Raw genomic sequence first — 12,663 nt, forward strand, 5'->3', positions numbered from 1 at the left:
CGTTATCTCTCCTCTCTGAACAGCAGCTTGCGTTGAATAACGATGAAGATAAGCACCATGATGAGCAGTATCACTGCCATCGCGGAAGCAAGACCGAAGTTCTGATATTTAAACGCCGTGTCCACGGTCTTAATGACGAAGGTCGATGTATCATTCGCGCCAAGCAGCATGACATAGGGAATATCGAAGGCTTCGAGCGCGCCGGTCAAGGTTAGAATAAGCATCAGTTCCATTACTTTTCGGATGCTCGGCAGCGTAATGAACCGGAACTTCTGTCTGCCGTTTGCCCCGTCTATCGAAGCAGCCTCATACAAGTCACTCGGAATGGATTGCAGCGCTCCGATAAAAATAACCATGTTGAGTCCCATGTACTTCCACATCGATATGAAAGCAAGCGAGAAATTGACGAGATGTTTGTTGCCAAGCCAGCTCTGCTGCCAGGACTCCAATCCGATCGAGCCAAGCAGGACGTTAAGCGACCCGTACTCCATGTGATACAGGTTTTTGAACATGATTACGGTTGCAACGCTATGCAGGACGTAAGGGATGAATAACATTGCCCGGAATCCGTTGCGGCCGCGCAGCTTGCTAGTTAAGATAACCGCGAAATAGAGCGATAACGCAACCTGGACAAGTCCTCCTATAAAATAATAGAGATTGTTCTTCAGCGCGCCGAACACTTCCGGTTTCGTGAAAATTTCCTTGTAATTATCGAGGCCGATGAAATTCATATCCCAGCCTAGCCCACTCCAATCGGTCAAGCTGTAATAGAGCAAGGAGATGGCTGGATAATAAGAGAATGTCAGCGACAACAGGACGGGAATCGTTAAAAATCCGAATAAAATAAGATAACGCTGCGTTTTATAACTGAAATTAAACAATAGGCTCCCTCGCTTTCTGTTAGATGACTGCAGGCTGAGTTGTTAACGCTTACATCCTATTATAGGAGAAAGGCTCTATTATTTTAATGGACTCCGTTATTTTTTATTGTCTTCAATTTTGCTAACTTTCACCTAACTACAACTACCTAACAATATCACGGTATTCCTTGGGCGTTTTACCGGTCATTTTTTTGAACACTTTCGTAAAATAAGCCGGATCCGCGTAACCTACCATCTCGCCGACCATATAGGTTTTCAGACCATGCCCGTCGCGAAGCAGACGTTTGGCCTGTTCGATTCTCTCCGAAGTCAAATAGTCGGTAATCGTCTCGCCTGTTTCGGTTTTAAACAGCTTGCTCAAATAGCTTGGCGTCAAATAGACTAGATCGGCCAGACGCTGCAGTTCGATTTCTTCCGTATAATGCTTCTGAAGATAGGCTTTAATGGTATCAACCGCCTTATTCTCGGAACGCCCCTGCTCAAGCTTATGGAAACGGTCGCTCATATCCGCGCGCAGCTGAGCGGCAAAGGCCTGCCAATCCTCGAAGCTCTCGGGAGCAATCATCTTGCTCGGCTCGCCGCCAACCGTCAGCTGCCGGTCAAGCCTTTGCTTTATTTCCTCGCTTATAAGCACATGCATGTCCGAACATACTTCCCTCAGCTCATCCCAATGAAAACGGTATTTGGCACACTCCGTCAGCCAGTTCTCGAAAGCACGGCTTGCCATTGCGAAGTCGCATACCTGAAGGGCTGGCAAAACCTCCTTATCGATAATGCGAAGCAAGCGATACCTCTCTTCCTTATGCGCCGTTTGGTTGCTTACTCCCGAACACCCGCGAAGCACACTATTATACCAAGCTTGTTGAAAAGCGGCCGAAGCTTCGCGATAAGCCTGCCCAAGACGGCTGCTGCCGCTAAATACACCGCTAAATCCGATCTTTGCTTTCGTAAAGCCAGGCAATCGCTGCAGCAGCGTTACCGCAAGATCCCGCACCGTATTCGCATGGTCATTTTGTCCGATCGCGATAATGGCGGCTTGTCGCTGGCTTTCGTTCCTTACTATTTTGCGTTCGCGCTGCCAATCGCAAGTCCATTTCTCAAGATGCTCATCGGTAATCGCGGGCTCAGCGCCTATAAGCAATACGGCATAATGCTCAGCAAACAACCGGCTGCGGTCAAGCTCGCTGCTTACCTCCTCTTTCAATAAAGCCGGCAGTTGCCTGTCGTCAGCAAACAGCAGCAGACTGACCAAATCTTCCGATTCCAGCCGTCTGCGGTTATTCTCCTGCCTCACTTCCTCCTCTACCTTTGCAAGCATACGGTTCAGTTCGTCTAAATTTACGGGCTTAAGCAAATAATCCTTTACCTCGTAGCGCAGCGCCTCGCGCACGTATTCGAAATCATTAAAGCCGCTCAGGACGGCGAATTTCACCTTTTTCCGCATGCCGACCACTTTCGAGATAAGCTGAATTCCGGTCATTTGGGGCATTTTAATATCCGTAATAATTAAATCCGGCTCCAGATGCTCGATTTCGTCCAAAAGCTCCTGACCGCTGCCGTAAGAGCCGATAACGTCGTAGTTATCCCCTGCCTGTTCGATCAGCTTGCACAATCCAAGTCTAATTCGTTCTTCGTCATCGACTACGATAATGTTCATAAGGTCATTCCCCCCTGTCTGGATTGAATCGGAAGTTTAATGGACACCGTTGTCCCTTCACCCGACACGCTGTCTACCGTAATACCGTAAGCTGGGCCATAGCGTAATTTGAGCCGCTCGTTCACATTTCTCAGGCCGATGCCGCGGCCTTCCCATTCCGGCATTTGCTCCGCATCCAGCATGCTTCGCAGCCGTTGCAGCGCTTTCTCATCCATGCCGCTGCCTTCATCTTTGACGATAAAATATTGATCTCCTCCAGCTTGCCTATAACCGATTGAAATAACTAAATCTCCCGTCTGTTCGTCGTACGCATGATTAATCGCATTTTCAACGATGGGCTGGAAAAGCAGCTTCATCACTTCGATTTTCCCAATCGCGGGATCCTCCGGCAGCTTTAAAGAATAACGAGTTCCGTAACGATAGCTTAGAAGCTGCATATACATTCTTAAATGCTCCCATTCCTGCTTGGCTTGTACGGTCTCGCTTCCGGCGTGAATGCTGTAGCGGAGCTGCTGCCCGAGCAGCTGCACCATCTGCCCTACTTCCGGATCATCATTAATGACGGCAGTCATCCGAATCGATTCAAGCGTGTTATAGATGAAGTGAGGATTGATTTGACGCTGCAGACTCTCGAGTTCGATTTGTTTTTTGCGCTGCTCGATCCGGTAAATATCGTCAATTAAAGAGACGATGCGTGCCATCATCCGGTTAAACGCGTTACCCACCATGCCTACCTCATCACGCCGCTTAATGGGGAACATGACATCCAGCTTCCCGGATTGAACCTGCTTCATCAGCTTAACGAGCGAGCGCAGCGGTTTGGTTAACGCGAAAATAGTGATAAGCGAAATGACAAGCGCCAGACACATCGTGGAAATGGCAGCTGCCGTCGTATAATTGCGTGTTCGCAATGCCTCGGACTTGAGCTGCTTCTCCGGGATCGAGATCAGCATCAGCCAGCCGGACACCTCCGATTTGCGGTATATGACCAGCTGCGAATGAGCTTTTTCGCCTATATGGAAGCTGCCTTCTTTGCCGGTCACCTGCTTTAGCAGCTCATTATCCGATAGATTTTGCAGCAAGTATTTTTGCTCGCTGTCATAAATGACGTTCTTCTGCTCATCCAAGATGAGTGTTGTTCCATGCGTCGTCGCATCCAAATCCCGCACAATATTCGTAATAACCGATATGTTCGCGTCAACCGCAATGAGTCCAATAGGGTTATAGGATTTATCAATAATTTCGCGGACAACCGTAAATACATACTGCTTGCGGTTAACCGTTGTCACTTCCTGCGTGCTGACCAGAACAGGCTTGCCATGCGCTTCATCCGCAATTTGCTGCCAGTTCCCATAATAGTCGCTTAGATTCGACCGTACGCCCCCGCTCTTTATCACATAATAGGGATTGCCGTAACGGTCAAACAAATAAATATTGCTTGTTCCTTCTTTAATATTGTTCATGAAATAGATGCTGCTCTCGATCTTTCGCTGGATTTTCAGTTTGACCGTATCATCCTCAGCCGCTGTGTCCGTTAATGTCCCTTTCGCTTCAAGCTCCTTCGCATAATAGTCGTTGGACTGCTTCAACCCGGCTTGAATTTCGTCCAAATAAGACGGGATAATCGAGATTTTTTTCATATCCACCGTGTAATCGTCCAACTTGCCTATCATCTTATCGGTGAGCTCCGATGCGTAAGATACCGTGTTCCTTTCGATCGTTTGCGTGTATCGCTGCGCAGACAATAAAGTAAGCAAAGCTATGGGAACCAGAATAAGCAGGACAAAAACGATTAACAGCTTCGCTTCCATCCGCGTAGACGGCCACTCGGTCCATATTCGCAAACGGGAACTCCATTTACTCAAATTGTCATCTCCTTTAACCGGCTGCCCGGTTAGCCGCCCACCGGAAGCGCTGTCGACTCGCGTATGATGAATTCTCCCGCAAGCAATATTTTTTCCTGCAGACTGTCGGGATGCTCCAGTCTTCTAAGAAGCATCTCCACAGCCCGGCGGCCGATTGCTTCCTTCTGGACATTAACGGTGCTCAGCGTTGGCTTTGCCCATGCGGCATCCTCGATGTTATCAAAGCCCGTAACGGAGCATTGCCCGGGAACCTGTACCGACAGCTTGCCCAGAACGGTCATCATGCAAATGGCTATGGAATCGTTCGCGCAGACAAAGGCGGTCGGAAGCCGATGTTCATTAATCAGCTCTTTCACAATGACTTCCAGAGCCTCGGTGATTTCACTCCGATTCCCGCCTTCAAATGAAAGAAGTCTTTCCTCCTGATTAAGAGCCAGCCCATGTTCCTCCATCATTGTACGGTAACCGATATAGCGGTCAACGAAGCTGCGCGAATAGCGGGTGTTGCCGACGAATTGCAGCTTGCTGTGGCCGCAGCCAATCAAATAATTGGTGACGCGTCTCGTGCATTCCATATTATTCATGAATAGAACATCCGAAGGAATAAGCGGGTCCTCGTGATCGACGAGAACAAACGGAATGCCGAGATTCCGAATTTCGAGCAGCATTTTGGAAGCGATATAACCGACGCCAATGATGCCCGAAACGCCATTTGGATTAATGAGATTGGAGAAGTTGTCCTTGAAATTCTCGGTAACGACCAAGGCGCTGATATCGCGGTCGGCGAGTTCCTCCGTAACGCCGTCAATAATCCGTCCCCAGAAATAAGAATCCCGCGTCTGGAACCTAACCTTCGGTACGAGTAAAATAACCGTATCCCGAGTATTGGTTATGAAGGGTGCCGGTTTATTCCGTTTCGCGGCGGTGTTCGTTTGTTTATTGACAAAATAACCGAGCTGAGTGGCAACGCTTACAATTTTGTCCCTTGTTTCCGCGCTGACACCCGGTTTCCCCGAAAGCGCTTTAGATACCGCGAACTTTGAAACTCCAAGATGATCGGCGATTTGCTGCATCGTAACTTTGATGACCATGGGTTTAGCACATCCTTTTGGCTAATTAGCTGTATACGCGTTATCATAACACATCTTTTGTTAGGTAAAAATGAATTTGTTTGTGCTAACAAGTTTGTTGATTTAAGGGCAAACAAGAAAAATGGAGCTGTCTCAAAAGGTGATCGCTCACTGTAAAGATGGCTCGCATAGGTAAATAAAAACATTTGTTTATGAAAATATCGCTGCAGGGGGTTATCCTTGCAGCGATATTTTTGCTCTTGCTGCTTTCTTCAGCAAGTTATGGGCAAGCGAAAGCCACCCGACCTCCAGGCTAACTTTCGGCAAGCCTCGAAGCAGAAATCTGCGGAATCCCCGGTTATTCTTTATTTGGCCAAACACACTTTCTGGTTCATGCATCCGTCGAACTGACAAGGCATGTCCATCCTCGCTCTTTAGTTGCGCTCTCGCCTGCTGCTTGAGTCGAAGATATTCCATGCTAACTTTTATTTCTCGATCTCCTTGTGCCTTTGTACACCTGTCCTTTAGCGGACAGCCCTCGCAGGAAATACTGCGATAGTTGCGAGTAACGATCTCGTATCCGCTCTCGGTTAAGCTTTTGCTTTCATAGCGAAATAGCAGTTTCTGTCCTGCTGCACATGTCCACGAATCTTCATTCTCGTCATACAACCAGTTCTCGAACTTGCTTATATCTTGCTTCCATGCTTTGGTTTTTTCTTTGGGATAAGTATTGTATTTTACAAGTGCTCGTTGTTCTTCAGATTCTAGGTAAGCATAATTTTCTTCGCTGCCATAACCTGCATCTGTGATGATGGTTCCCGGCAATTGACCAAGTGAGGCTTTCACTTTATCCAGGTGTGGCTTGAGACAACGCGTATCCGTTGGACGTTGATAAATACTGTAACTGAGAATAAATTGATCTTCCGTTCCAATCTGCACGTTATATCCCGGCTTCAACTGACCATTGCGCATGTGGTCTTCCTTCATGCGCATGAACGTCGCATCGGTGTCGGTTTTGCTGAAGCTGTTTCGGCTACCGAGTGTTTCTTGCTGCCCTTCATATTTTTGCAGGCGAGGAAGAAGATCTTTCCGAACAAGGCGCACAGTTTTCTTTAACGGTTTGTCCTTCGGTTTTTCTTGAAGTTTGTTTTCTAGTCGCTGAACCGCTTGCTCCAGCTTTTCGCTCGTGATAGCGGAAGCCTCTCCGAGCTCAGGAAGGTCCACGTTATTCAGCGCCTGATCTTCCTGTTTCTCTGCCTCTTCAATGGCAGCGAACAAAGCCTGCACTTTCTCTTGCAGCTTCATCTTCTGTTTGACGACAGCTTTACCCCAGACAAACGTGTAACGATTGGCATTCGCCTCGATTTTCGTTCCATCCAAGAAGTAGTGCTCCAGCTTGATGAAGTTCTCTTCCTTCAGAAACTGAAGAACAGCCGTGAAGACGGTCTCTAGCACATCTTTCATCCGCTCAGAGCGGAAACGGTTAATGGTGCGGAAATCTGGGCATTGTCTAGCGGCTAACCACATAAACATGATGTTTTCGCGTACCGCTTTGGCGATTTGGCGAGAGGAGTAGATACGCTGTGTGTACGCATAGATAACGACTTTCATGAGCATTTTGGGGTGGTAGCTGTCCCGGCCACCTCCGGGATAAGCTTTGGTAAAGAGCTTCATATCTAAGCGATTGACCGCATCGTTGATGATGCGTACGAGATGATTTTCGGGGATATCTTCTTGCAAGTCCATTGGCAAGGACAGTTGATCCATGGTATATTCTTTGTACATAAAGAAGCCTCTCTTTACTTAAATTGGTTGGGTGGTACCTCCAGTTTAACAAGGGATGGCTTCTTTTTGTTTGAGCATTTCTTGAACAGGTGAAGGGCAGACGGAGCATTAAATGATTCTGGAGAAGCGTTAGCGTTCGTTTTTGTGAAGGGATGCCAACCCTACCTCGTTGATTCAAAGGAATCCCTGAGCAATGGCGATCGGAAGAACATTTAATGCGCAGGCTGCTGTTTAGCCCAAATACAAACAAAGGGGGTGTCCCATCGTCATTTACATGACTTATGGGACACCCCCTATTCCGCCGTAAAATGGTGCTCGATGCAGCACCAAGCACGAAATAGTGAGAATCTCCGCCTAATGCGCACGTTGCTCCTCACTAACTATAAGGCTATCCCCACTATTTGCGCACAAATGCCCGCCCGAGGTAGGTTCGGAGCGGAAAAGCTCACTAATAGTGAGGCATTCAGCCGTAAAGTGGTGCTTGAAGCAGGTCCAAGTACGAAATAGTGAGAATCTCCGCCTAATGCGCACGTTGATCCTCACTAACTATGAGGCGATCCTCACTATTACGCACAAATGCCCGCCCGAGGTAGGTTCGTAGCGAAAAAGCTCACTAATAGTGAGCTTTTCCGCCGTAAAGTGGTGCTCGATGCAGCACCAAGCACCAAATAGTGAGTATCTCCGCCTAATGCGCACGTTGATCCTCACTAACTATGAGGCTATCCCCACTATTTGCGCACAAATGCCTCGCCGAGGCAGGTTTCAGCGTGGAAAGCCTCACTAACAGCGAGTCTAGCCTCACTATTAATGAAAATGCTTCCCGAAGGTTGTATTGGTACGGAAAAGGGGGTGTCCCATCGTCATGTTCATGACATATGGGACACCCCCCGTTTTAGTTTAATATTGTAATTTCGTAAGCGCCGACGAGATGGTCACTCAACAATTGAGTCCACACTTCTATTTCCTGCCCATTCGTTAATTCATCAACGGCCGCTATTTCTCTTTTTCCATCGCTTTTCTTTTTGAAAACAAGCGTATCTTTTGTAACAACGAACCCTTTGGGCGCTTCTAAGCTCTTGTCCACGGACTCCCCTTGAAAAGTCATGGATCCTTCATAATCAACGAAATCGATTTGTTTCTTAGACTTCTGCAATTCGCTTATCGATCCAACCGACAACCATTGTCCATTATCAGGCGTTGGGGTCATCTTATTCTGGTAATAGAGAAGACCCCATACAGACAACCCAGCTGCCAATACAACAATGATCAGTGTTATTTTAACTTTTGAGTTCATGTCCTCTCCGTCCTCCGAAATGATCGCCTAATCTTCTCTGAGAATAATCCATTTACCGTTCTCCCGCACCATGGCATAGTTTGGCTCAATAATGGAGCCGTCCTTCATAAAGTAGAACACTTTTATCAATTTCATATCAGAATGGTTGATTTCTAACCACTCTTTTACGGCTTCCGCTCTTTTGTCAGGGTCGTTTTGTATCCATAATATTTTTTCAACCTTATCTCGCTGCTTGTAAAAAGAGGTTAGAACGCCCTTCTTGTCCAACTCAGCGAATTTTGCCGCATCGTTCTTCTGCATAGCCTCAAACAAGTTAGTAATAGTCGATAATATTTCTGATGTAACGGAACTGTCAACAACAGGTGCATGATCCCCAAACAACTGCGATACATTAGCAAAAACCATTGCATCTGCCTGTTGTAATTGTTCGTTTAACACCTTATTTTTTTCTTCAGATGCCTTTCTTTCCAATTCTAAATTGTATGTTACCTTCAGCATCTCTTTCTTCTTTGTATCCATTTCGCTCTTGGTTGAGCTGATTTCGTCTTCTTTCTCTTTTAATTCCCGGTTCGTTTCATTTAATTGTAAGCGGAGCATTTCAATTTTTTTGTTCTGTGCCAAGAATAGGAAGATTAGCACGGCAGCAAGCGAAACAGTGATCATCCAAGCTCTTTTAGCTATTTCCATCGCACCCTTTGGCTGACGAATATATATTATCGATTTGGGGGATTTCCGAAATTGGCATTAGGCACAACCGTATAGCGGTCTAGGTATTTAATTGAGTTCGGGTCAATGACAACGGATTGAATCCGGCTGTTATATATAATGAAATCCCAATTTTCTACTTTAAACCGTATAATCCTCATCAGTAGGCCGTTTTACGATTTGCACAGTGAACTTTAACTGTTTCTTGTCAGTTAGTTCTTGATAACCGATGAGCTTATAATCTATGATGCTGGTCATATCCGTGTACCCGCCAGTTGGGAATTCTAAAAATACGTTTGTCGTAAAGTCACTGCCAATTAATTCTTGGTATGCCTTACTGTCCCTTTCATCATAGGCCATAATAAATTTAAAGACCATATTGCGATAGGGTACCCACCATGTCCGATCCGTCTCTTTATCATACGACGGGACAGAATTCACGTAGACAGATTTGCTTTTGTTATCCCAGGCGATTGCTGCTCCTAACCCTTCCGAGATTGCCCGAATAGGAACGTATACGCTGCCGTTTATCAATTTGGGCTCGGCTGTAGTCTTAACTTCGTTGCCGTTAATAAAGATTTTGGGTACGACAGTAGCTGCATAAACTCCAGAACTAAATAATGCAATGCAAGCAACTCCTAATAATCCTACTTTTGTATATTGTCTCACTCTACCCCTCCTAGTCATTTTGTTGTGTATAGACGCAAATGAAATACATTATGTTTCCAAAAATGTTGAAAAATATACGTTATACAATTGCTGCTATAGCCAAAGAAATGCGATAAGCTCTCTAATAAAAAAAACCGTAGGCGGTTATAAAAACTGCCTGCAGGTTTCTCTAGTTTATTAGGAGGTATATTTAACTCACTAATGTATGCTTAATTATTTTTGGTCGTATTCTTATCTCTAAAAGAACCAACAATTCCAGTAATAAGTCCAACAATGCCAATAGTAAGTCCATATCCGCTAGCTCCATTATAAGCTAGTAAAATAACTGCTCCGAAAACGGTTAGTTGAATACCGAGTAGTTGAATTTGAAGAACAGTGGGACTGATGAGAGTTAAGAGTATTCCTGATAAATAGACAAGCATTAGTAAAATAATTATTAAGGTTAGAATCATTAAACCAAGATGCAAGCTATTCACCCCTTTACGTTTTTTTTAGAAACAATGCCGTTTTCCGAGCAAGGGATTAACTATTCTGATCTGGCCATGAATCCCCTTCTCTTCGGCATACCCAATCATAATGCATACCGGAATCAAATGGTTCGGTGGCCAATTTAACGCCATTCTTAACCATTTCGAGACCTTCTAGATTGATCTGATCCGTGAGATAGACAAGTACATCATGTATACCACCGTCTCGCGCCGATTGGGCGATCATTGCAATTACTTCTTTTTGTTCTGTCGTCAACCCACTCAAGACTCTGTTGATCCGTTCATTCTCTACCTTAACCGGCCAGCCGTTTTCCATAATCCAACGAGGATATACGCTTGGGCGAAGCTCAACCAAATCATCAATGAATTCCTTATATCGTTCTATAGCTTGCTTTTCCATCTGTGCGCCCCATTTCATTTCACTATTCAACTATCGTTCCTCTCTAACCCAGCCAACCAAAGATTTTCTTACTTTTCCCTAACTTAACCTCTTCAATTGTAATGAATTTCTCACCATATGTACTTTGAATGGCATACATACCTAGCCTGAGTGATTTAAATAATATAATGGCTTCTTTACTAACTCGGCCCTTAATTATGCATTTAGCAAAATTCTTTTTTGTTTCAATTTCCGCAGCATCCTCAGTAAATTGCTTTATGGAATTAATGGTATTAATGGATAAAGAAGATACGCCGGCTGCAATAATATCATAACCGTATTGAGTAAAACCAGTAGTCCCCTTGGCTATAAAACCATAAATACTGTCATGATCTTGTGCATTAAAATAAAATGTAATAATGAAGGGATCGCGAACTTCTTCATCTAGAATAGCTCTTTGCCTTTCAATATCTTTCTGCTGATCATAATCTTGAAAAAATGGATCAGTAATATTAATTCGATTATCCATAATATTTTTACTCCTTATGAGAGCGTAAATTCAATTATATGCTTGACCTATTCATCGGTAGCTTAATCAATAGTTGCTTTTGCGTTTATTGCAATACGCTTTAGATGATTTAATAGCCGATCACTATAAGAGTAGAGTATTATATTTTCATTTCCTTTATATACATAGATAGTTGTTCGGTCCCATCGTTTAGTACTTGTAATTAGAGATATCTCTTCAATTCTCCATCTTTTAATCCTTTTAAAATAGGTATGATACATCAAGTAATCATTAGTTAACTCTACATATGATAATTTACCTAACCCAAATAGTATAAATGCCATGCCACCGATGATTGATGAAATGCCGGCTATGACCCCAATGATTGTATGCTCGGCTATAGGTAATATGGCTAAGCAAATGAATAGAAATCCCAAAAGGATAAATTTTTTACTTGGAGTATAAATTTCCACAGCCTTCTCCTTATCTCTTTGTCGGATTAATTTTTTCATGAATGAATGATTGAGCTGAATCCGGTATATCCAAATGATCGGAGTTGGTCAAAACATTTTGCTTCTAGAACATGACTATTGATTATCTTAATATTGTTAAGCAATTCAATTGTCTTTGTAATTACTTCTGTTTCAAAATCACTCCATTGTATTTTCTCATTAATAATTCCTACTTTCTTCGCTCTCTTAAAAAATTTGTTTTTGTTTTGAATATAATTTCTTACTTGAATCTCAATGTTCAGCTCACTAACAGTTAGTTCATTTTCTTTCCTAACAAACTCTAGCCAAGTCCAACCGTTCTCAATGTACTTTATTGCTACATAGTTGTTCTTTTGGAGCTCGAGATATGCATCAATTAGAGACTCAAAATGTCTGAGAATTAGTTCGGAAAATATATGCTTAGTTTCTAGACTCATCTCAGTAGATGGGAAGGGTATATATTCGATTCCATTAATAATTATAGTAAAACAACCATAAATTTGATTGAATTCTTTTGTAAAAGTCTCAATATCAACTGCTTCAAGTTCGGAAATATGATCTTCAAAGATCTCATATTTTATCTCAAACATTAAAGTCCCTCCGATCCGACAACAAACCGGCAGTAGTCTGATCTGCTGCCGGTTTGTTGTGATAAACTAATGTTCATGGCCAAGAATACTTTTTTATGTTTTATCCCTTAACTCATTTTGATCTTTTAATTCACGAAGGATGGCTTCTACTTTATCCATCTTTCTTAACATTAGATTTTGGTTTCCAATCAACCCAGCTAAGCCGATTATTAGTGCAATAAAAATAAGAATTTCCATTCTCTCACCTTCTATAATCCTAATTACTCTTATATCTCATTGTA

At 43.9% G+C, this 12,663-nt stretch carries 14 protein-coding genes; all 14 read right to left on the reverse strand.

Annotated elements, in window-relative coordinates:
* Nucleotides 1-2: 2 nt before the first annotated feature.
* Nucleotides 3-881, reverse strand: coding sequence for a carbohydrate ABC transporter permease (locus tag PJDR2_RS18665; RefSeq protein WP_015845277.1), 879 nt, complete (start codon nt 879-881; stop codon nt 3-5).
* Nucleotides 882-1,023: 142 nt separating this feature from the next.
* Entirely contained in the window at nt 1,024-2,538 is a 1,515-nt protein-coding gene (locus PJDR2_RS18670; protein WP_015845278.1) for a response regulator transcription factor, read from the reverse strand.
* Complete coding sequence (locus PJDR2_RS18675; RefSeq protein WP_015845279.1) at nt 2,535-4,403, reverse strand: sensor histidine kinase; 1,869 nt, start codon at nt 4,401-4,403, stop codon at nt 2,535-2,537. The genes PJDR2_RS18670 and PJDR2_RS18675 overlap by 4 nt, the downstream gene beginning before the upstream one ends.
* A 29-nt stretch (nt 4,404-4,432) precedes the next feature.
* Nucleotides 4,433-5,494 carry a LacI family DNA-binding transcriptional regulator gene (locus tag PJDR2_RS18680; RefSeq protein ID WP_015845280.1) on the reverse strand — a complete coding sequence of 354 codons (1,062 nt, stop codon included), beginning with the start codon at nt 5,492-5,494 and terminating at the stop codon, nt 4,433-4,435.
* Nucleotides 5,495-5,707: 213 nt separating this feature from the next.
* Nucleotides 5,708-7,258, reverse strand: coding sequence for an IS1182 family transposase (locus PJDR2_RS18685; protein WP_015845281.1), 1,551 nt, complete (start codon nt 7,256-7,258; stop codon nt 5,708-5,710).
* A gap of 892 nt (nt 7,259-8,150) precedes the next feature.
* The gene (locus PJDR2_RS18690) at nt 8,151-8,552 is read right to left on the reverse strand and encodes a hypothetical protein (RefSeq protein WP_015845282.1); all 402 of its coding nucleotides are present in this window, start codon (nt 8,550-8,552) and stop codon (nt 8,151-8,153) included.
* Nucleotides 8,553-8,579: 27 nt separating this feature from the next.
* Nucleotides 8,580-9,239, reverse strand: coding sequence for a hypothetical protein (locus tag PJDR2_RS18695; RefSeq protein ID WP_015845283.1), 660 nt, complete (start codon nt 9,237-9,239; stop codon nt 8,580-8,582).
* Nucleotides 9,240-9,398: 159 nt separating this feature from the next.
* Nucleotides 9,399-9,926 carry a copper amine oxidase N-terminal domain-containing protein gene (locus PJDR2_RS18700; protein WP_015845284.1) on the reverse strand — a complete coding sequence of 176 codons (528 nt, stop codon included), beginning with the start codon at nt 9,924-9,926 and terminating at the stop codon, nt 9,399-9,401.
* Between the two features lie 209 nt (nt 9,927-10,135).
* Nucleotides 10,136-10,393 (reverse strand): hypothetical protein, encoded by a 258-nt coding sequence (locus PJDR2_RS18705; protein WP_041613510.1) that lies wholly within the window; start codon nt 10,391-10,393, stop codon nt 10,136-10,138.
* Between the two features lie 55 nt (nt 10,394-10,448).
* On the reverse strand, nt 10,449-10,844 hold the full coding sequence (locus PJDR2_RS18710) for a DUF6547 family protein (protein WP_015845285.1): 396 nt from the start codon (nt 10,842-10,844) through the stop codon (nt 10,449-10,451).
* A 13-nt stretch (nt 10,845-10,857) separates the two neighbouring features.
* Entirely contained in the window at nt 10,858-11,322 is a 465-nt protein-coding gene (locus PJDR2_RS31985) for a ribosomal-processing cysteine protease Prp (protein ID WP_015845286.1), read from the reverse strand.
* A 62-nt stretch (nt 11,323-11,384) separates the two neighbouring features.
* Nucleotides 11,385-11,774 (reverse strand): hypothetical protein, encoded by a 390-nt coding sequence (locus PJDR2_RS18720; protein WP_041613511.1) that lies wholly within the window; start codon nt 11,772-11,774, stop codon nt 11,385-11,387.
* A gap of 35 nt (nt 11,775-11,809) precedes the next feature.
* Complete coding sequence (locus PJDR2_RS18725) at nt 11,810-12,382, reverse strand: hypothetical protein (RefSeq protein ID WP_015845288.1); 573 nt, start codon at nt 12,380-12,382, stop codon at nt 11,810-11,812.
* Nucleotides 12,383-12,475: 93 nt separating this feature from the next.
* On the reverse strand, nt 12,476-12,619 hold the full coding sequence (locus tag PJDR2_RS33240; protein ID WP_015845289.1) for a hypothetical protein: 144 nt from the start codon (nt 12,617-12,619) through the stop codon (nt 12,476-12,478).
* Nucleotides 12,620-12,663: the final 44 nt, after the last annotated feature.

The organism is Paenibacillus sp. JDR-2 (assembly GCF_000023585.1).
GTDB lineage: Bacteria > Bacillota > Bacilli > Paenibacillales > Paenibacillaceae > Pristimantibacillus.